This is a genomic window from Streptomyces flavusporus (assembly GCF_046267975.1).
Lineage (GTDB): Bacteria > Actinomycetota > Actinomycetes > Streptomycetales > Streptomycetaceae > Streptomyces > Streptomyces flavusporus.
Window position 1 is genome coordinate 1,645,419 of the sequence record NZ_CP176503.1, and the last position, 20,631, is coordinate 1,666,049.

The window sequence follows — 20,631 nt, forward strand, 5'->3', positions numbered from 1 at the left end:
GCGGCGCCGGTGAAGCGGGACGCGTGCGGTCAGCCCTCCCGGCCCGCCACCAGCCACTTCGACGGCAGTTCGATCCTGGCGCCGTCCGGGCCGGACTCCGTGGTCGTCAGGGGCAGTTCACCACTCGCCAGCACGGTGAGCCCGGCCGCCCGCAGGTAGTCGGGCACGGCGGCGTCGGCGACCTCGCCGGGGGCGATGCCGTGCCGGAAGACGGGGGCGAGCTTGGCCGGCGGGCCGGCGGGGCCCTGGGCCAGAGAGCGCAGGACGGCACCGGCGGCCTCGGCGAGCTCGACGAGGAAGACCCGGCCGCGGGTGCCGACGAGGGTGGCGATGCCGTCCACCAGTGGCTGCCGGTCGTCGGACTCGCACTGGTGGAGTACACCGCGCATATAGACGTTGGTGTCGCCGAGTTCCGCGTGCAGCGCCTCGGTCTCGCTCTTCTCGGCGGCGTCCAGTGCTCGGTAACCCGCCTGCCCGGCGGGATCCCCGTACCGGGCGTGCTCGACGGCCGCCACGGACAGGTCGACGCCGAGGACGCGCCGGAAGCGGTCGGCGAGGTAGCGGGTCTGGGTGCCGTTGCCGCAGCCCAGGTCGACCACGGGCAGGGCGGGGTCGGTCAGGTGCGGCTCGAACAGGGCGAGGTGGCGGCCCGCGGTGAGCGCGGGCTCGGCGTCCCAGAACACGGCGCCCTGCTCGCGGGGCGCCTCACGCCAGAACGCCTCCCAGGCCTCCCGGTACCGACTCGTCACGCTCATGGCCAACTCCCCAGGTCCGACGCCGATCCCCCCGTAAGTGACGGGCCAGTACGGTGTATCGCGCCCGGGGCACGGTCACAAGCACACGGTGCATACCTTCACGGCTCGTTCGACAGGCCTACGGCCCTGCGCCTGCGTCCGACGGTTCAGCGGCGCGGCAGCGTGAGCTCGAACCAGACCGTCTTGCCCGCACCCCTTCGGCTGGCGCCCCACTCGCGCGCGAGGGTGCTGACCACGCGCAGTCCGCGCCCCGCCTCGTCGCCGGGCCCGGCGCCCCGCAGCGTCGGCAGGTCGTGATCGTCGTCGTCCACCTCGCACAGCAGCGTGTCGCCGCGCACCAGACGCAGCTCGACGGGCCGGCGGTGGGAGTGCCGTACCGCGTTGGTGACGAGTTCGCTGACCATCAGCTCGGCGCTGTCCGCCAGCCGGGCCAGACCCCAGTCGTGCAGCTGCTCGCGGACGGCGGCGCGGGCCCGGCCCACCTCGGCCGGGTCGAGGGCGAGCCGCCATTCGACGACGTCGCCGGGTTCGATGCCGTTCAGGCGGGCCATCAGCAGCGCCACGTCGTCCTTGCGGCCGCCGCGAGTGTTGAGGGCGTGGATGATGGTGTCGCAGGCGTCGTCCATGGACGCGGCCGGGTGCGCGGCGGACTCGCACAGCGTGGCGAGGCCGACGCCGATGTCCTCGCCGCGCACCTCGACCAGCCCGTCGGTGCACATCACCAGCCGGTCGCCGGGCTGCACGCGCACGCGTACCGCCTCGAAGGGCACCCCGCCGACGCCGATGGGCGCACCCGTGGGCAGGTCGAGCAGTTCACTGCGCCCGTCCTCGGCCCGCACCAGCACCGGCGGAATATGGCCCGCGTTGGCCAGGTGCAGCTCGCTCGCGATCGGGTCGTAGACGGCGTACAGACAGGTCGCCAGGTAGGTGTCGCCCAGCCGCTGGGCGAGGTCGTCGAGGTTGCGCAGCAGCTGGGCGGGCGGCAGGTTCAGGGCGGCCATGGTCTGCACGGCGGTCCGCAACTGGCCCATCATGGCAGCGGAGTTGAGGCCGTGACCCATGACGTCGCCCACGACGAACGCGGTGCGGGCGCCGGGCAGCTTCACCGAGTCGAACCAGTCGCCGCCGACCCGCCCGAGCATCGTGCCGGGCAGATAGCGGGTGGCGATGTCGCAGCCCGCCATGCGCGGCGGGATGTGCGGCAGCATGCTGTCCTGGAGGGTCTCGGCGACGTTCTCCTGGTAGGTGTACATGCGCGCGTTGTCGAGCACGAGGCCCGCGCGGGCGGCGAGTTCGGCGCCCGTGACGCGGTCCATGTCGTTGAAGACGGGCCGCTCCGGGTGGCGCATCAGGGCCATGAAACCGAGCACCACGTTGCGGGCCTTCAGGGGCACGATCAGCATGGAGCGATGGGTGATGAGGGGCCGGATGTCGCGCTTGTCGAACTGGGAGGCGATGGCGTGCCCCATCTCCTCGCTGATGCGTGGGATGAGGATCGGCTCGCCGGTGGTCATGCACTGGAAGAAAGGCGTATCTGCCGGGAACGGCATGGCCTCGCCGACCGGCACGACGTCCTCCCAGCGGCCCGGTTCGTCGGTGTGCTCGAGGGCGACCCGGTGCCACATGGTGGTGGTGTCCGGCACGCCGTCGGGGAACCCCTCTCCGGCGACGACGTGTTCGCGCAGATACGTGCAGGCCACGTCCGTGAAGCGCGGCACGACGGCCTTGCTGACCTCGATGATGGTCTGTGCCAGGTCGAGCGAGGTGCCGATCCTGCTGCTGACCGCGTTGAGAAACTCCAGCCGCTCACGCACGGCGGCGTGTTCCAGGTCCTCGGTCTCGTCGCGCAGTTCCTCGGGCACGGGCTCACCGGCGGCGACAGCCCGGGCGAGGCGTTCGCGGCGGGCCTTGCGCTCGGCCCGCCGGGGCACACCCCAGTCGGGGGTGATGGGCACCCGGTCGTTCTGGCTGAACTCCAGGATCGGATAGCCCAGTTCGAGGACCTGGGCGACGATCCGGGCGCTCTCCCCGACGCTCATGCTGGGCAGGATCTCGGGGAGCCTGCCGGCGAGTTCATCGGCGCCTGGGAAGTCGGTGTGCAGGGCGAAGCCGGGCGCGATCCGTTCGACGGCGGCGACGCCGGCGTGCTCCTCTGCGGTGTCCGGGCGCAGCCCGGCCGCGTCGGCGGCGAGCACGAGCAGCCGCTCCCTGCTGGGTCCCACCAGCGGATACGCCCACCACAGGACGTCGACCCGGTCGCCCTCGGGCACGGTGATGCGGGCGCTGCCCGCGGCCGGGTAGGACAGCCCGCCGTCGAGGGAGGCCTCCAGGTCGGGGCCGAGGCCGTCGTAGCTGCCGTACGGCCCGTACGGGGTGCCCTCCCCGTCCTCGGGGCCCTCGGGCAGCGCTCCGGAGACGGGCAGCAGGTCGGCCACCGGCCGGCCGATCGCGGCCTCCTTGGCGGCGCCGAACAGCCGTCGCGCGCCGGTGCTCCAGTGGGAGACCAGGCCGTCACAGTCCACCACCACCACGGCCAGCGGAATGCGGCCGGAAGGGCCATGCCCCGTCGGCGCACCGCTCCCGGCCAGGTGGCTGGGAGGTGCTTCCCGGTCGGTGCCACGGTCCATGGCCCAGGCCCCCTCTCCCCACGGCTGTGCAAGATCTGTACCCCGCACCACCGTACGGCGGCACCCGTCCAGGATGTGCGGCAATGCGGGAATTGATGTCGCCGGACCGCGCGGGCGCACGCCGCGCCGACGGGCGGTTCAGTCCTCGTGGCCCAGCTGAAGGTCGCGTTCCGTGCGTCCCCCGCCCGCCACTTGCAGCACGGTGGCCACGGGCGGATATCCGGCCGCGATGACGGTGTACTCGCCGGAGGACAGATCGACGAACCGGAACGTTCCGTCAGCCCCGGTGGTGAGCGTGTCGACCACGTTGCCGGCCGCGTCCAGCAGGGTCACCCGCGCGTCCCCCACAGGCCGCCCGCCGCTCGCCCGCACCGTGCCGCGCAGCACGGCGCCGCCGGCGAGTTCGATGTCCTGCCGGGTCTCGCGGGCCGCCTGGACGGTGACCGGGAGGGCGGCCGGCCGGAACGCGGGAGCACTCGCGGCGAGCGTGTACTCGCCCGCCACCAGCTCGGTGATGGCATAGCCGCCCTCGCGTCCGCTGCGGGTACTGGCGACGACCTCACCGTGCGCGTTGGTCAGGGTGACGGTGGCGTCGCGCACGGGGCTGCCGTCCGCGGTGAGCACGCTGCCGGCGAGGCGTCCGGCGCCGCCGAGGACGACGTCCAGTTCGACGGGGCGTTCGCCGACGGTCACGGAGACGGCCTGCGGCTGGTGGCCGCCGGCCGCGGCGATCAGGACGTATGCCCCCGAGCCGGGCGTGGCCAGCGCGTACCGTCCGTCCTCACCGCTCGCGCCCCGCCCGATCTGCTGTCCGGCGACGTCGATGAGCGTGAGCGCGGCGCGGGGCACGACGGTCCCGTCGGAGTGCTGCACGGTGCCGCAGACGGCGATTCCGGCGGCGTACGGCGAACGGGCGTGCGGGATGGGGGCGTTCACCTGAGCTGCCTCCGGGTCGGTGGTGGGGGCGTGGGGGGACGCTGTACTGGTCAACAGGGGGGTCTCCTTGAGGAAGAACGAGATGAGCAGCCCGAGGACGAGCACCGGCACGAGGTAGAGGAAGATCCTCGGCATGGCGTCGGCGTAGGCCTGGATGTAGCCCTCGCGCAGCGCCGGGGGCAGCGCGTGGACGAGCTCGGGGGTGATGGACTCGGGGTCGGGCAGACCGGCGTCCGCGCGCGTGGGGAGGTGTTCGCGCAGGGAGTCGGTGAGCCGGTCGGCGAAGAGGGTGCCGAAGATCGCGGCGCCGACGCTGCCGCCGATCTGCCGGAAGTAGTTGTTGGCGCTGGTGGCGGTGCCGAGGTCGGCGGGGCGCACGGAGTTCTGCACGGCGAGGATCAGGACCGGCATCACCATGCCGATCCCGGCGCCGAGGACGGCCATCCAGATGCTGTAGTGCAGCCGGGGCGTGTCGGCTTCGAGCCGGGAGAGCAGCCACATGCCGACGACGGAGAGGGCGCCGCCGATGATCGGGTGGATCCGGTAGCGGCCGGTGCTGCTGATGAGCTGCCCGGAGATGATCGAGGCGCCGACGATGCCGCCCATCATAGGCAGCATCAGCAGCCCGGACTCGGTGGCGCTCGCCCCGTCCACCATCTGAAGGAACGTCGGCAGGTAGCTGGCGGCGCCGAAGAGGGCGACGCCGACCACCAGGCCCACCAGGCCGGTGATGTTGAAGACGGAGTCGCGGAACAGCCGCAGCGGGATGAGGGGTTCGGCGGCGAAGTGCTCGGCCACGAGGAAGAGCACGGTGGTGGCCGCGGCCCCGGCGGCGAGCGCGAGGATGACGTCCGAGTCCCAGGCGTACTCGGTGCCGCCCCAACTGGTCAGCAGGACCAGGCAGGTGGAGGCGGCGGCGAGGAGGAGCGCACCGAGGATGTCGAGGCGGGGTTTGGCGGTCGGCTTGGGAAGTTTCAGCACGACGGCGACGACGGCCATGGTGATCAGGCCGAAGGGCACGTTGATGTAGAAGCACCAGCGCCAGGAGAGATGATCGGTGAAGTAGCCGCCCAGCAGGGGCCCGGCCACCGAGGCGAGGCCGAACGCCGCGCCGATCAGCCCCATGAACCTGCCCCGCTGCCGGGGCGGCACGATGTCCGCGATGATCGCCTGGACGCCGATCATGAGCCCGCCCGCGCCGACGCCCTGCACCGCGCGGAAGGCGATCAGCTGTTCCATGGTCTGCGCGCGGCCGGCGAGCGCGGAGCCGACGACGAAGACGACGATGGCGAACTGGAAGACGCCCTTGCGGCCGAGGAGATCGCCGAGCTTGCCGTAGATCGGCAGTCCGATGGTGGCCGTGAGCAGGTAGGCGGTGATCGCCCAGGACATTTTGTCCAGGCCGTGCAGCTCACCGACGATCCTCGGGAGCGCGGTGGCGACGATCATCTGCTCCAGGGCGGCGAGCAGCAGCGCGAGCATCAGCCCGAGGAAGACCAACCGCACCCGGCGCGGGCTGAGTTCGGCGGTCAGGACCGGCGGTGGGGCAGGGAGGTGTGGGGGTGCCGTCGCAACTGGTCCGTCCTGCACCAGAGTCGTCCCGCCCACTACCGCTCCCCTCGTCGCACCGCCACACAATTGCCGCGTAAAGCGACAACCACGAGCAAGCGCGACGAGTTACGGAATCATGCCGGCCGGCCAGGAGGTCCACTCGAACCGGTGAGACCTCAACGACCCCTGAGGGATTGCCCCTTGATCACTTCTCGACCTCGGCGGCCAGCTTGGCGAGCACCGCGTCGTAGATCCGGGCGAGACCCTTGGGCGCGAAGGTCTTCTCGAAGAAGCCACCGATGCCTCCGGCGCCCGTCCAGGTGGTGGTCACGACCACCCGGGACCTGCCCTCGCCGGCCGGGGTGACCCGCCAGACGGTGACCATGGAGGAGTTGCGGTCCTTCTCGACGAGCTCGCCGTCGGTCGGCTCACTGACCTCCAGGAGGCAGTCGCGGACGCGCTTGCTGGTGGCCTGGAGGCGCCAGTGGACGAGGGTGCCCTCACCGTCACCGCCCTCGCGCACCTCGTATTCGCTGAAGTGCTCGGGCAGCAGCCTCGCCCGCGTGCCGGCGTAGTCGGCGAGGGTGTCGAACACCGTCTCCGGGTCCGCCGCGACGACCCGCTCCGTAGTGGCCTCGACCTGCGCCATTGCGTTCCTCCAGCACCTGAGTTCTCGGGGTTGCGGCACAGCCAACCACCCCGGCACCCGGCTGCCCAAATCGGGAGCACGGAAGTGATCGATCGGGTTCCGTGACGCGATCGGGAGTGACGCTCGCACGATCATGGGAACGGTTGTTCTATTCTGTGCCGAGCGACCCCGAGGAGGCGTCATGCGCTGGGAGAACCTCACCCCGGGGTCCGGCGAGCACAGCCGGGCCGACGCCGCGCTGTTCGGCGCGGACGCGGTGGTGACCAGGACCTTCGACACGCCCGAGTTCCGCGGGATCACCTTCCACGAGGTGCGGGCCCGCTCGATCCTCAACCGGGTGCCCGGGGCCTCCCGCATGCCGTTCGAGTGGACCGTGAACCGTTCCTACGGGCTGAGCGGGAGTGAGTCCTGTTGCCAGAGCCCATGCTCAGCCGCGTGCCCCGAACGGTGTTGGGCACGCTGGTCCCCCGCTTTCGCTCCGCGTCCGGCGCCGTCGGATCGTGTCCGTGGTCCGGGGATGCGGGGGCGGGATTCCTCACGCCCCTGGGTGCCCGGTCCGGCCTGGGCGGTCCGATGCCCATGACGATCGCTCCGGTCGTCGTGGGGCGGTGCCGTCCGGCGCCGGATCGGGTGCCCGAGGGCGCGCCTTCCGATCGCCACCGAGGCGGCATCATGCCGCGTGGTGGCGCGCTGGTTGCTGGTGAGGGGCTTCTGCCAGTGCTGGGCGCCCCACTGGGACGTGTATGCCGGGTCAACGGCCACGATGGTGATGCCGAGTTCGGCCGCCATCGACACCAGCCGGGAGCGCAGCCTGGACACCGGCATGCCGGAGATCAGCTTGCGGAACCGCTTCCGTCTGCCGTGCTTCTCCCTGGTCTTGTCCGCCTGGAAGTCCAGGTCCTCGATCGCGATACTCAGGCCGTGCCGCTTGGCCCAGTGCAGCAGGCGCACCAGGGCGTGCCGTACCTGGGCGTCGCGGTGGGCGGCCGGCCCGTCGAGGTCGTAGCAGAAGCGGCGGGGCTCGCCGACCGGGTTGCCGTGCTGGTCCAGGCGCCAGGCGGCGAGGTGATCGGCGTTGGTGTCGACGCCGACCAGGCCGCCGGTGCGGGCCTGGGCGAGGGGTACGGTCCGGACCGGCGGGATCGTCCACGAGGCGGTGAGGTACCAGCGGCCGCGGCCGGTATCGATGTGGATGCGGTAGGCCACGGCTCGGTTCGCCGACACCCGGTCGGCCCATTCCTCGCCCCGGTGGCGGAAGGCGACGGTGCCGGTGAGGACGTATCGGCCGTGCCCGCGGTTGGCCAGGTGGGCGAGCGGCGCCGGGAGCCTGATGCTCACCTCCCCGTCCGGGGTGACGCGGATCGTCTCGTTCCCGAACCGCTTCCCGCTCTCGCCGTCGGCCTGGCAGAACCAGCGCGCGGCCTCCCACCGCTGCCGCCACTCGGCCTCGGTGAGCTGCGCTTGTTCGGGGTTGTGACGGTTGCGGGCCAGCCGCTTGCCACCTCGCACCACGCGGACGCGCCCGGCTTCGCGGTCGGCCCGCGCGGCGGCGAGCCGGTCCTCCAGAAGGTGCAACCGGCGGGTCTTGGCGAACCACTCCTGCCGGGTGCGGTAGCCGCCCGGTGCCCGCTTCGTCCCCTTCTCGCCGACCGGCAGCGACAGCCGGTGCGCGATGGTGCGCACACCGGCCTCCAGGCCCTGGATGTGGGCGTGCTGCGCACGCCGCGACAGCGCCCACTGGTCATGCGTGGCCCTGGTGATACTGCCCGCCCACCGCGCCGAGGACTGCTCGGTCAGAGCGCGTTTGCGCCGGGCCCACGTGTCCGTGGAGTGCCCCAGTCCATCGGCACAGCGCCGCTTCAGGCCGCGGGAAGCCAGCGACCCGAGATGCGCGCCGACCAGCCGCAGCACCTCCTCGTCCCCAGCGGTCAGGCCCTTGAGCCGGGTACGGATCGCGACACCGGACGGGCCGAGGACGACGAACGGCGCCGACAGCTCACGCGGCACACCCACCCCCGTCCCCCCTCCACACGCCCCGGACACGCCTGTCACCCACCCAACGACCACACCTGCGAAAAGGTCACGCATTCGATCCGGGAACCCCCGTTCCCCCGCGGGAACCGCGCAGGCCGCAGCCCGGGCACGCACTCACACGCGCCAGAACGCGCTCATACGCACTCATACACACTCAATCAACAGCAACTCACAACCCCTATCGGGGCTGCACGCACGCGTGTGTGTACTTCACTGCATGACCCTATTGAGCCCGGGAGGGCCGATGCTCAGCACTCCGAACGCGGACAAGGCCTGGAAAGGCATGACGAGGTCATTCCCGACCCCGGAGGCGCCAGGCCAGTATGCCGCCCCCAGCAAGGCGGAGAGGACGGCCTACGCCGTGCTGCTGCACGGACCGGCCGCGCGCTCAGGCGGCCCCGACGCGAGTCAGTGGCTGCTGCTGCGCGACCGCACAGCGAAGCGCCTGTAACCGACGCACCAGCAGCAGCCACACTTCAGGAACGCGTCAGTCGCCCAGGACACCTCTGCATGCGATGCGCTGGCCGAATGAAGCCTGTGATCCGGCCGTCGTCGGACCGCCCAACGAGCCGAACGCTACGTCGCCCATCGTCTCCGAGGTAGAGCCGGGTGATCGTCACGGCGCTGGCGACCTCGGAGTGTCTGCGCAGGCGGCCTTGGTGCGCCGCAGGGAGGACGGGCGGGCATGGGCAGGGCCACCCGCCCGAGCTCGACGGACAGCATGGTCTTGCCGACCCCGGGTGGTGCCTGCCCTAAAGAGAAAATGCGCTCTGAACTGGGCATTTATGATTCTTCGAGCCTTGACGATTTGCCGTGGTACGTCCCAGGTCGCTTCCGGCACGGCCTGGAGCAGGTTGTCGCTGAGTCACTCCACGGGAGAGGTTCACGGGGCGCTGCAGTGCATCGCTGGGGTTTCATGAATCGATGCGCCGATAGGGTGATGATCGACTTGGCTTACCCGTTCACTGGCCGCTGGCTTGTCCAGAGCAGTCCAGCCAATCGCGTTCCCAGCCACGGCACGGCCTCGTTCGCCACGTCCTATGCTATCGACTGGGACTGCTGCGTGATCAGGTGACAGCGGGGTTTATGCAGCCAGGGCTGCGGGTGAGGCCATGATGGTCTCGTACTCGACGGGGGTCAATCGGGCCAGGCGTCTCTGGCGTCGGCGTCGGTGGTAGGTGCGTTCGATCCAGGTCACGATCGCGATCCGCAAGTCCTGCCGGGTGGCCCAGACTTGACGGTCCAGGACGTTCTTCTGCAGCAGCGCAAAGAAGCTCTCCATGGCCGCGTTGTCGCCCGCCGCCCCGACCCTGCCCATCGAGCCGACCAGGTCGTGCCGGACGAGAGCGGACACGAACTTCCGTGACCGGAACTGCGAGCCGCGATCCGAATGCACAATGCACCCGGCCACCTGGCCGCGGCGGGCGACGGCAGATTGCAGAGCGGTGACCGCGAGGCGGGACTTCATCCTGGAGTCGATGGAATAGCCCACGATGCGGCCCGAGAACACGTCCTTGACCGCGCACAGGTACAGCTTCCCCTCGCCGGTGGGGTGCTCGGTGATGTCAGTGAGCCACAGCCGGTTCGGGGCGTCGGCGGTGAAGTTGCGTCGCACTCGATCGTCGTGGACCGGCGGCCCGGCCTTGGCGTTCTTGCCGCGACCGCTTCGCTTTCCGAACGCGCTCCACCAGCCGTTGTCCCGGCAGATCCGCCAGGCGGTCCGCTCGGCCATCACCTCGCCCGCGGCGCGGGCCTCGTCGGCAAGGAAGCGGTGGCCGAACTCCGGGTCGTCGCGGTGTGCGTCGAACAGTGCATTGGCCCGGTATGCCTCGGCCAGTTCGGCGCCGGTGACCGGGCAGGCCAGCCACCGGTAGTAGGGCTGGCGGGCCAGCCCCAGCACCCGGCACGTCACCGCCACCGGCACCCGCACAGGGGCGTCCGAAGCGGCCAGCTCGCGGACGAGCGGGTACATCATTTTGCCGGCAGGTTCGCCTGCGACAGATACGCCGCCGCCCTCCTGAGTACCTCGTTCTCCTGCTCCAGCAGCCGGATCCGTTTGCGGGCCTCGCGCAGCTCGGCCGACTCACCCGACGTCGTTGCGGGCCTGGCGCCCTCGTCGGTGTCAGCACGGCGCATCCACTTCGACAGCGTGATCGGGTGGACGCCGAAATCGGCGGCGATCTGTTCCAGGGTGACGCCGGGCTCGCGGTTGCGCGCGACCCGCACGACGTCCTCGCGGAACTCCTTCGGATACGGCTTGGGCACTGCAACATCCTTCCAGGCCGCTTCTCAGCAAGCCAGGTCAGGTGTCACCCAACCCTGCAGCAGTCCCATCCGCTGTCGTAGGCGTACTCAACCGTACTCCCGTACAGCGCTCTCTCGAGGTCCTCATCTTCGGGGAAGTCGGCTGCATGGCCTACCGCCACGATGAATGGCAGCTCCAGGTCACCATACCTCCCACCCTTGTGTGTGACGGCGTCGAGCACTCGCTCCGATCCGTCCTCGACCACCCATGCCGAGGGGTAGACGCCGATTGTCCTGCTGGATGGATTGCCACGTTTGCCTGGGCTGCGGGGGATCGCTTGAAACTGAGGCACCAGCCAGCCTCTTGCCAAGTGTGACTGGGAAGCGGCACCTTGCGCTCATGGTCGGCGATGACCTGGTCGGGGTCCAAGCTTGCAAGCCATCGCGTGAGCCCGGACTTCAGCCGTCTCTGCGGCGGCGTTGCCGTACCGGCGCTATGGAGTTCGCACGATACGAAGAAGTTCGGACTCGGCAAGCGATCGATGGCATCGCTCAACTGCGGTGGGAGCGAGTAAGGCCCAGCGTCGCGCTTTTGAGCCTTCCAGATCGCTTCGACGACGAACTGCTCGTTACCGCGCGTAACCAGGAAGTCGGGCTTATAGCCACCTGTTCCCGTTTGCCGCTCAACCTCCACGCTGCAACCGGAACCGAGCAACATCTGGTGCAGGTACAATTCCCACAGCGCAGAGTAGACGTTCGTGTCGGAGTTTCGGTCCCGCAGCCGGCTGAGCAGGCCGGGTTGAGCCTGGTCAGGGAAGCGCGACCACCATTCGTTGATCACATCCCGAACCTGGTCCCAGAACGGACCGGCGACCCTCTCGAAGAACTCGGCCTGTGGCTCGGCCGCCCGCTTCGGCGCCGCATCCGTCCGATTCCGGCTCGCGTATACACCCATGACAGACGATCGTAGGTCGCTCCGCGGGCCGTTCTCATTCCACGGATCACCCCGTCCCGCTCTCCGGGTACCGTCAGGGTATGAGTCATCCGCACCCCGAGCTGAAAGCCGCCCCGCCCCTTCCCGAAGGAGGGCTGCGGGTCGTCGCCCTGGGCGGCCTGGGTGAGATCGGCCGCAACATGACCGTCTTCGAGCACGCGGGCAAGCTGCTCATCGTCGACTGCGGCGTGCTGTTCCCCGAGGAGACCCAGCCCGGCGTGGACGTGATCCTGCCGGACTTCACCTCGATCCGGGACCGGCTGGACGACATCGTGGCCGTGGTACTCACCCACGGCCACGAGGACCACATCGGCGGCGTGCCGTACCTGCTGCGCGAGCGGTCCGACATTCCAGTCGTCGGCTCCAAGCTGACGCTGGCATTCCTGGAGGCCAAGCTCAAGGAACACGGCATCCGGCCGCGCACGGTGCGGGTGCGGGAGGGCGACCGGCGTGGCTTCGGGCCCTTCGACTGCGAGTTCGTGGCGGTCAACCACTCCATCCCCGACAGCCTCGCGGTCGCGATCCGCACCCGGGCCGGGATGGTGCTGCACACCGGCGACTTCAAGATGGACCAGTTCCCTCTCGACGACCGCATCACCGATCTGCGCGCCTTCGCCCGCCTCGGCGAGGAGGGCGTGGACCTGTTCCTCACGGACTCCACCAACGCCGAAGTACCCGGCTTCACCACCTCCGAACGAGAGCTGAACCCGGCGATCGAGCAGGTGATGCGCACCGCGCCGCGCCGGGTCATCGTCTCCAGCTTCGCCAGCCATGTGCACCGCATCCAGCAGGTCCTGGACGCCGCCCACCAGCACGGCCGCAAGGTCGCCTTCGTCGGCCGGTCGATGGTCCGTAACATGGGCATCGCCCGTGACCTGGGCTATCTGAAGGTCCCGTCCGGTCTGGTCGTGAGCACCAAGGAGCTGGAAAAGCTCCCGGACCACAAGGTCACTCTGGTGTGCACCGGCTCCCAGGGCGAGCCGATGGCCGCGCTGTCACGGATGGCCAACCGCGACCACATGATCCGCATCGGCAAGGGCGACACGGTCCTGCTCGCCAGCTCCTTGATCCCCGGCAACGAGAACGCCATCTACCGGGTGATCAACGGTCTCACCCGGTGGGGCGCCCACGTGGTGCACAAGGGCAACGCCAAGGTGCACGTCTCGGGGCACGCCAGCGCCGGTGAACTCGTCTACTGCTACAACATCGTCAAGCCCCGCAACGTCATGCCCGTGCACGGCGAATGGCGCCACCTGCGGGCCAACGGCGACCTCGCCATCCGTACCGGCGTCGACCCCGAACGCGTCGTCATCGCCGAGGACGGCGTCGTCGTCGACCTGGTCGACGGGCGCGCATCCATCACCGGCAAGGTCCCCGCCGGCAACGTCTACGTGGACGGCATGGAAGTCGGCGGCGCCACCGAAGCGTCCCTCAAGGACCGCCTCACCCTCGCCGCCGAAGGCGTGGTCACGGTGGTGGCGATCGTCGACGCGGACACCGGCGCCCTCGCCGAGGCCCCCGACTTCCTGGCCCGCGGCTTCGTCCACGACGACACCACCTTCGAGCCGGTCATCCCCGTCATCGAGAAGACCCTGGCCACCGCGGCCGAGGAAGGCGTCGGGGACGCGCGCCAACTCGAACAACTCCTCGCCCGCGCCGTGGCGAACTGGGCGTTCCGCACCCACCGCCGCCGGCCCCTCATCATCCCCGTCATCATCGACGCCTGAGCCACAGCCCGGCAGCACGGTCGCCGATTCCGGTCGCGGCCCCGCGAGCATCGAGGTCGGGCACGCCCGGACCGGACGGTGGCGAAGCCGCCGGGCTCGACGAGGCGGATCGCCTCGCCGTGGGCGGCCAGCAGGTCCGCGAGGGAGTCGGTGTTGCGGGCGACGGCCCTGTCGCCGCGCTCCAGGGCCGCCTGCGCGAACTCGCGGCCGAAGCCGCGGGAGGACCGGGTGACATGGCGGCGGTGCACCCCGCCCAGATGTTGCACCAGATCGGACAGCGTTCACTCGGGGCAGGTCGGCACTGCACGTCGTGGCTGGGCACGAAGGCGACCGCTGCCGGGAACGCGACCGACTGTGTGTCGATCAGCCGCAGCAGGACGGGGAACGCCACGCGGATGCCTACCGTCACCCCGGACAACCGCAGTCGATTTTCACAGCGGTACAGGGGCACGCAAGGCGCGCAACACCGGCCGTGCACCCTCGGACAAGGCAGTGCCCTCATCCCGGAATTCCAGTTCGGCGGCGCCACCAACCCGAACCAACCGCATCTGGGCCATTCCCCCAGGCAAGTCCGCCGGCTACGCTCCGCCCGCAACGTGCGCACGGGCATGCGCACGTCGCGGGCCACTGCACGGGACGCGCGAGTGGATAGCGCGAGTGCCGGTGAAGCGGTTAGATCGCGGGACTCATCGACTCAGCCGCCGCTCTTGCGCCTGAACGACCGCTGGCTCGCAGCCGGGCCGTGCGCCGAACGCACCTTCGACGCATCGGACTTGGCGGCAATATCAGCGGCGTCCGCCTGCGCACCGCGCTTGCGCGCCAGGGCTTCACGGAACTTCCGCTTGAGGTCGTAGTTGCCGTCGCTGTCCGGCGCCAAAGGGGACGTCTCCGGGGCAGCCGGCTCCGAACCTTCCGTAGATACGGGCTCTGCGGTCATGGTGACCTCCTGGGTTCGGGGATGGGCAAGCACAGCTTGTCATGCCGAGCGCAGTGCGAGGCCCCGACAACGTCATCCTGCTCCGTTTCGGCGGGCATCCCTCTCGCGGCCAAAGGCGTTGACTTCGTAGGTGAGGCGCACAGGACGGCTTCGGGCCGGACCGAGGGTTGTCGATCCCGTGGCCAGGCTGCCAGGGCAACGGCTCTCAGCCGTTGCGACGCACGAGGGCGGCCCTGCGGGCCTCGGCGAGCTTGCGGGCCTCGCCGGCCTTTCGGGACTTGCCGCCGGCGCCGCGGGAGGTGCCCTTGCTGGTGCCGAGGCCGCGGAAGGGAGCGTTGGTGTTCTTGGGTCGGGGGACGGCGGGCCCGCCGTCGAGCGGGATCCCGGAGGGAGTCTTGGCGCCGGTGATCCGGCTCAGTTCCGCCTCGCCCGAGCACACCTTGGTGACGGTCGGCTCGATGCCGGCCCCGGCCATCATGCGGCTCGTCTCGCGGCGCTGGCCCGCCAGCACGAGCGTGACCACGCTGCCGGACCCACCAGCGCGGGCGGTGCGGCCCGCCCGGTGCACATAGTCCTTGGCATCGGTGGGCGGGTCGACATTGACCACGAGATCGAGGTCGTCGACGTGCAGGCCACGGGCCGCGACATTGGTCGCCACCAGAACGGTGATCTGGCCGTTCTTGAACTGCGCCAGGGTCCGTGTGCGCTGTGGCTGGGACTTGCCGCTGTGTAGGGCCCCGGCGTGCACCCCGCTGGCCCGCAGATGCCGGGTGAGCTGGTCGACGGCGTGCTTGGTGTCGAGGAACAGCAGTACGCGGCCGTCGCGGGCGGCGATTTCCGTGGTGACGGCGTAGCGGTCAGGGCCGTGGACGACCAGAACGTGGTGCTCCATCGTCGTGACCGTGCCCGCGGCCGGGTCGACCGAGTGGACGACGGGGTCGTGGAGGTAGCGGCGGACCAGTTGATCGACGTCGCGATCGAGAGTGGCCGAGAAGAGCATCCGCTGACCGTCGGGGTGCACCTGGTCGAGCACGTCGGCAACCTGCGGCAGGAATCCCAAGTCGCACATCTGGTCGGCCTCGTCCAGCACGGTGATTCTCACCCGTCCCAGGCGGCAGGCGTTGCGCTCGATCAGGTCGTGCAGGCGTCCGGGGGTGGCGACGACCACCTCGGCTCCCTGGCGCAGCGCGGTGACCTGCCGGCCGATCGACGTTCCGCCGACGACCGTGGCGATCCGCAGCCGCAGTGCCTCGGCGTACGGCGCCAGCGCCTGGGTGACCTGTTGGGCCAGCTCCCGGGTGGGCACAAGGATCAGAGCGAGGGGCTGCTTCGGTTCGGCGCGCCGCCCGGCTGTACGTGTCAGCAGCGGCAGGCCGAAGGCGAGCGTCTTGCCTGATCCGGTGCGCCCGCGTCCCAGGATGTCGCGCCCCTCCAGGGCATCGGGCAGTGTGGCGGCCTGGATCGGAAAGGGTTCGCGCACCCCGAGTTCGCTCAGTGTCCGCAGCACCTCCGTCGGCAGTTCCAGACCGGCGAAGGTGACGGCCGGGAGCAGCGCCGGGGTCGTTGCCCCGGGCTGGGCGGGACTGCCGTGAGCGATGCCGGAGTAATTGGGATGCTTCATAAACAGCCTTCCGCAAGGGAACGTACCGAGGAAGGCCCGGCAGGTTTGAACAGCCCACGCACAAGCCGAACGGAACAGGCAGAATCGCCCACCGCGACGACCACGCAAACGCGTGAGACTAACACATGGCATAACCTCGCGCCGTTGATACCGATCGCCCCTGTGTACGGGTGCTGGCAGCGGGTCGGCATGGAACAACCGTTCCCCTTGAAGAACGGCCCCACCCCACGGGCGAGCTGTCGAGCCACGCATCGAGCCTTACGAGCGGGGCGCCGGGCGGGTCAGCAGGCCCCTGCTGCGGGTGCAGGTCAGCAAGCCGGACGCGGGAGACGCGGCGGCGGCACAGCAGAAGGCTGCTGTCATCAAGTCCGCGCTCGGGAACGTGCCGGGTCTTCCGATCACGGCGCTGAAGGGTCCCGTGCTGGCGGATGCGGTCGAGCAGGTCCTGACCGCGCCCGCACGCGAGCCCGGCATGCCGGTGCTTGCTGGCCTGCGTATCGAGGCGAGTCATGAGGCGGTCACGCTGACCGCGACTGACCGATACCGGCTCTCCACCCGAACCCTGGTGCCGACTGAACCACCGAGGCAGGCGTGGGCCGGCACGGTCAACGGCGATGAGATGCGGGCCGCGGTCGCCGAGATCCGCCGCTGCGGGCTGGTGCGACTGCCGCACGGGATCGGGCTCCGCGTGGCCGACCGGGAGGACCGGCATTGCCGTTTGCTGCTCGAGGAGTTCCCCGACTATCGGCTGATGCTCGCGTCACTGAGCGAGTCACCACCCGTGTGACGGTCTAGGAACTGCTCCTGCGAGCCCTGGAAGAACACCCCGGCGAGCGCATCGCGCTGCACGTTGCCGCCCAGGGAGTGGACGTCGTGTCCGCAGATGACGAGCACCCCGACATCCCGCTCCCGGCTACCGCGACGGGGCAGGCCCTCCAGATCTGCTTCGAGCTGACCACGCTCTATCCCGCCGTGAGCACCGCGATCAGCCCCGACGTGATGCCCGACCTGAGGGGAAACGACCAGCCCGTCACGATCCGCTCCGCCGACCGCGGCGATCTCACCACCCTGGCCATGCCCATCAAGCCCCGCCGCTCCGCCTGAGAAAGACGACGAGGAACATCCACGACCACCGCACCCGCCAGCCCCGACCATGGAAGCCATAAGGCAAGCCGTCACCGAAGGCCGAGCCGGTGACATCGCTTCTGCCCGCCAGAAGCTTCTGACCCTGTGGTCCGCGGTCGGTGTCACGGGCGACCCGCTTCACCGCTGCTCTCTCGCTCACTACCTGGCAGATCTCACGAAGATCCCGCCCGGGCCCTGGCCTGGGACGTCCGGGCCTTGGGGGGCAGACCGCTGGCGCAGGTGATCACGGCGCCAGGGCAGAGGAGACGGCACGCACGGAGCGCGCGGCGCCCAGCGGCTCCTGCAAGCCGGCCACCCTCCATGCAGGCGAAGCCGGTGCCCTGCGAACCGGCACACCGCGTCATTCCGAAGGAATGCGAAACTCGAATTCGGGACGGTCCCACGGCACGGCGGGCGGGTTCGCGAGCGCGGTCCCGGTCCGCACTGCACCGACGCGGTGGTAGAAGTCCTCGGCGGGAAGGTGCGACACGACCTTGAGACGGTCGATCCCGGCAGCACGGGCCTCGGACTGCATGTGCGCCACAAGCAGCCGTCCAATACCCCGTCCTTGCACTTCGTCGGCGACGAACAGCAGGTCGAGCTCTGGTGGAGCGAGGACGAGCGAGTAGAACCCGAGGACCCGGCCTCCATGCTCGTCGGCGCCGACGGCCACAAAGGCGCGGTGGGCCTCGATGTAATCAGGACCGACCCGGTAGCCCGCGACTGCGGCTGCGTACTTACCCTCATAGGCGCCTGAGCCACGCACGAGCCGCGTGAGCCGTTTGGCATCCCGCGCGACCGCCCTCCGTATCGTGACCGGCTGGCTGACCGGGGAAGTGCGTGAACTCATCGGGAGAGTATTTCGCACCGGGAAGTGCCGTCGTGCGGCGGGTCGGCTGCTCGGGCAGGATTCCTGCACCGCTCCCGGGAACCGCCTGCCCTGGCCCCGATCGACCAAGTCACTGCCGCCGCATCGACCGCACGCCGACAGCAACTGGGACGCCCGAACCTCTGCGGAGGAGCCGGAGAACGGGGTGGTCAACCGCCGCTTCCCCTGGGCCTGCCGCAGCGAGGGCCAGCCTGTGCAGGACGACTTCAGGCTGGCTTCGTGAGCCGCATCAGGAGACGCTGGACTTTGCGCCAGCAAGCGGATGTGTTCTGGTTGATCGCACCAAGTCCCTGGGGCGTGTGTTGCGCATCGGCCGTATAACGCGTGCCGTCGCTGTGTCCTTGCTTCGGGTGGCTACCAAGAGGACAACCGAGTGCAACAGCGCCCGCGCCGGCGTTGTAACCCACCTGTGCGGAAGCCCCGCCAGGCCGCACCCGCGGGGCTTCTCGTCGCACAGACGCCCCTATAACGGGGGGACCCTGGGTACCGTCTTGACCAGGTTGTAGACCTCACGGGCGGCATATCGTTTGAGGCATCTGATGATCTCACGTCGGGTCTTGCCCTCTTGGGAACGGCGTTCGTAGTACGCCTGGGTGCGCGGGTCGTGGCGCAGCCGGGTGAACTCGATGCGGTGCAGGGCCGCGTTGGCCTGCCGATGCCCACCGGTACGAGCAGCTGCGGGGCATGGCGCTCGACGAGCCGGGTCAGGCGCTGGTTCAGCTCATCGATCTGCGCGGTGAGCTGCTCGATGCGCTGGGCCAGCAGGCTCAGGGTGATGCGGGTGGCCTGGGCCACGGCGTCCTCATCGCCCTCGCCGTCTTCGCCGTCGAGCGGGCTGAGGCGCGCGCAGGTGCGGAACAGCTCGCGGTTGCCCAGGCTGGACAATCGTTCCCGCAGAGCAGGGTCGGCTATGACCAAGACGGCCTTGAGCTGGTTGATTGCCTGGGTGCGAGCCTTGACCGCTGAGTCCTTGGCGAGTTTGAACATCCGGGCGCGTGCACCGGACCGTCGCCAGTTTTGGCACGGGCCCTGACGCGACCGCTGAGCACCGCCCGCGCAGCAGCCTGCGCATCGAGCGGGTCCGACTTCCCGAGCAGACGGCGGGCTGTGCGGTCGGGCCGGTTCACTTCGTACACCTGGACGTGCTGAGCCAGCAGGTAGCGGGACAGTCCCGCGCCGAAGGTGCCGGTGCCCTCCACACCGGCCCGGCGCACCCTTCCCAGCTTGCGGGCCCAGACGAGCAGCCGACGGTAGCCGGCCGACGTGGCCGGAAAGGACTCGGTGCCCAGGACCTTCCCCAGCGGGGAGACCACGGCGGCAACGTGAACTTCGCCGTGCGTGTCCACGCCCAGGACGACCTCGCCCGGAGTGGGAGGGTCCGTACTGGAGGAGGTGCTGCGCTGTTTGGTCGTCATGGTGGTTCGCCTCCCGTGTGGTGACGTGCTGGGTGGATGGCACCGGCCTGCTCGGGCGGTCTGAACCGTGATGGCGCCTGATCGTCGGCAAGGCCCCTATTGGGACACGCCCTGTGGCTCGGTGACAGCAGGCACCCCCCGCAACGGCAGTCGACACGCCTGTGACTGGACACTTCGGTCATAGATCTCATGAGTCAGACCGCCGTCCGGAAGGGCATTGCGCCACCGTCCCATTGATCCCGGCACACCGGCATGACCCGACCACAGCCGGATGGCTTCGTCCGAACCAGTACTCAATCTGGCATGGGCGGGCTGACACCGAGTTGGCTTCTCGTCCACTCGTGACCGGCATTGAGAAGCTGTTGCCTTTCCGGGCGTGATCGTCGACTCGCCGCTCGGCGTCGAGTCGACGAACTGCGTGAGGAAGCCGACCGCATCCAGGCCGCGCTCGCCGCAGCCGAGCAGGAGTGGCAGGAGTGGGCGATCGCCCGCAGGCGGGTCGATGCGGTGCTGGCTCCGGACGGCGGCATCACCGCCGACACAGAGATCACCGACCATCCGCAGGACGCGCCCTCTGCGCCCCGGGATGCGGCGAAGCCGAAGTCGCAGGTGCCGGTGTGGCGTGAGGGGCTGGCCTGGTCGGTGCTGTCGGTGGACCACCAGCGCATCCTGCAGGCTCTCGCGGACCGTGTCCGGCTCGGTCAAGGGCCGCTGACCCGGCAGGAGACGGCCGCTCAGTTCGGTATGGACGTGGTCCCGGCGCGGGTGGCGGCGCTGCGGTCGAAGGCGAAAGGGCTGGTGGCACGCGGCTGGTCGGCCGAGCCGGCGTCCGGCCCGTTCACGCTCGCGCAGGGCGCGGCCGGGCCAGGCGGCGAGCCATGAGCAGAACCATCGACCAGTAGACCATCGCCTCGGCGCTGGTGGTGCGGAGTTCGAAGTCGCGGACCAGTCGGCGGCTTCCCATCGGGTGGGCGAAGAGGCGCTCGAGGATCCACCGTTTGGCCAGCACCACGAACCCCTTCTGATCGTCGCTGCGTTTGACGATCGTAAGGACCAGCGCGAGCGTGGCCAGGCTGTACTCGATGAGACTGCCCGCGTAGCCGCCATCAGCTCGATGCACGTGTCCG

14 protein-coding genes and 3 pseudogenes are annotated in these 20,631 nt (G+C 69.9%); 5 read left to right on the forward strand and 12 right to left on the reverse strand.

Annotation, left to right across the window (positions count from 1 at the left end; genetic code table 11):
- Positions 1-29 precede the first annotated feature (29 nt).
- The 4 genes from ACKTSN_RS08080 to ACKTSN_RS08095 all read right to left on the reverse strand — a co-directional run bounded on the left by ACKTSN_RS08080 (position 30) and on the right by ACKTSN_RS08095 (position 6,518).
- Positions 30-755, reverse strand: coding sequence for a class I SAM-dependent methyltransferase (locus ACKTSN_RS08080; protein WP_409468465.1), 726 nt, complete (start codon positions 753-755; stop codon positions 30-32).
- A 146-nt stretch (positions 756-901) separates the two neighbouring features.
- Positions 902-3,382 (reverse strand): ATP-binding SpoIIE family protein phosphatase, encoded by a 2,481-nt coding sequence (locus tag ACKTSN_RS08085; protein ID WP_409468466.1) that lies wholly within the window; start codon positions 3,380-3,382, stop codon positions 902-904.
- Positions 3,383-3,520: 138 nt separating this feature from the next.
- Positions 3,521-5,926, reverse strand: a complete 2,406-nt coding sequence (locus ACKTSN_RS08090; protein ID WP_409468467.1) for an MFS transporter — start codon at positions 5,924-5,926, stop codon at positions 3,521-3,523.
- Positions 5,927-6,074: 148 nt separating this feature from the next.
- A complete protein-coding gene (locus ACKTSN_RS08095) occupies positions 6,075-6,518 on the reverse strand; it encodes an SRPBCC family protein (RefSeq protein WP_409468468.1) in 444 nt (147 codons plus the stop codon).
- A gap of 181 nt (positions 6,519-6,699) precedes the next feature.
- On the opposite strand from ACKTSN_RS08095, the pseudogene ACKTSN_RS08100 reads away from it, so the two are divergent.
- A pseudogene (locus tag ACKTSN_RS08100) lies at positions 6,700-6,978 on the forward strand (hypothetical protein); the annotation flags it as partial.
- On the opposite strand, the gene ACKTSN_RS08105 reads toward ACKTSN_RS08100, so the two are convergent.
- Positions 6,903-8,531 carry an IS200/IS605 family accessory protein TnpB-related protein gene (locus ACKTSN_RS08105; RefSeq protein ID WP_409468469.1) on the reverse strand — a complete coding sequence of 543 codons (1,629 nt, stop codon included), beginning with the start codon at positions 8,529-8,531 and terminating at the stop codon, positions 6,903-6,905. The pseudogene ACKTSN_RS08100 and the gene ACKTSN_RS08105 overlap by 76 nt on opposite strands.
- A gap of 265 nt (positions 8,532-8,796) precedes the next feature.
- Here ACKTSN_RS08105 and ACKTSN_RS08110 point away from each other — a divergent pair, with 265 nt between their 5' ends.
- The gene (locus ACKTSN_RS08110; protein ID WP_409468470.1) at positions 8,797-9,003 is read left to right on the forward strand and encodes a hypothetical protein; all 207 of its coding nucleotides are present in this window, start codon (positions 8,797-8,799) and stop codon (positions 9,001-9,003) included.
- Between the two features lie 633 nt (positions 9,004-9,636).
- Here the strand turns inward: ACKTSN_RS08110 and ACKTSN_RS08115 are convergent.
- Positions 9,637-10,817 (reverse strand): IS3 family transposase gene (locus ACKTSN_RS08115; RefSeq protein WP_409468471.1). Its coding sequence is split into 2 segments (ribosomal slippage): positions 9,637-10,530 and positions 10,533-10,817, totalling 1,179 coding nucleotides; the frame shifts between segments, so codons are not numbered across the junction.
- 44 nt (positions 10,818-10,861) lie between these two features.
- Positions 10,862-11,038, reverse strand: a complete 177-nt coding sequence (locus ACKTSN_RS08120; RefSeq protein WP_409468472.1) for a hypothetical protein — start codon at positions 11,036-11,038, stop codon at positions 10,862-10,864.
- A 793-nt stretch (positions 11,039-11,831) separates the two neighbouring features.
- Between ACKTSN_RS08120 and ACKTSN_RS08125 the strand changes: the two genes are divergently transcribed.
- Positions 11,832-13,517, forward strand: a complete 1,686-nt coding sequence (locus ACKTSN_RS08125) for a ribonuclease J (protein ID WP_409468473.1) — start codon at positions 11,832-11,834, stop codon at positions 13,515-13,517.
- Between the two features lie 694 nt (positions 13,518-14,211).
- Here the strand turns inward: ACKTSN_RS08125 and ACKTSN_RS08130 are convergent.
- A complete protein-coding gene (locus ACKTSN_RS08130; protein WP_409468474.1) occupies positions 14,212-14,454 on the reverse strand; it encodes a DUF5302 domain-containing protein in 243 nt (80 codons plus the stop codon).
- Between the two features lie 205 nt (positions 14,455-14,659).
- Positions 14,660-16,075 (reverse strand): DEAD/DEAH box helicase, encoded by a 1,416-nt coding sequence (locus ACKTSN_RS08135; RefSeq protein WP_409468475.1) that lies wholly within the window; start codon positions 16,073-16,075, stop codon positions 14,660-14,662.
- 328 nt (positions 16,076-16,403) lie between these two features.
- On the opposite strand from ACKTSN_RS08135, the pseudogene ACKTSN_RS08140 reads away from it, so the two are divergent.
- Positions 16,404-17,179 (forward strand): annotated as a pseudogene (locus ACKTSN_RS08140) (MerR family transcriptional regulator); the annotation flags it as partial.
- 382 nt (positions 17,180-17,561) lie between these two features.
- Here the strand turns inward: ACKTSN_RS08140 and ACKTSN_RS08145 are convergent.
- Both ACKTSN_RS08145 and ACKTSN_RS47530 read right to left on the reverse strand, forming a co-directional pair.
- Positions 17,562-18,050: a GNAT family N-acetyltransferase gene (locus tag ACKTSN_RS08145; RefSeq protein WP_409468476.1), complete on the reverse strand. Its 489-nt coding sequence runs from the start codon at positions 18,048-18,050 to the stop codon at positions 17,562-17,564.
- Positions 18,051-18,552: 502 nt separating this feature from the next.
- Positions 18,553-19,504: pseudogene (locus ACKTSN_RS47530) on the reverse strand (IS110 family transposase).
- A 351-nt stretch (positions 19,505-19,855) separates the two neighbouring features.
- On the opposite strand from ACKTSN_RS47530, the gene ACKTSN_RS08160 reads away from it, so the two are divergent.
- On the forward strand, positions 19,856-20,386 hold the full coding sequence (locus tag ACKTSN_RS08160) for a hypothetical protein (protein WP_409468479.1): 531 nt from the start codon (positions 19,856-19,858) through the stop codon (positions 20,384-20,386).
- Here the strand turns inward: ACKTSN_RS08160 and ACKTSN_RS08165 are convergent.
- Entirely contained in the window at positions 20,343-20,624 is a 282-nt protein-coding gene (locus ACKTSN_RS08165) for a hypothetical protein (RefSeq protein WP_409468480.1), read from the reverse strand. The two genes, ACKTSN_RS08160 and ACKTSN_RS08165, sit on opposite strands and share 44 nt — an antisense overlap.
- Positions 20,625-20,631: the final 7 nt, after the last annotated feature.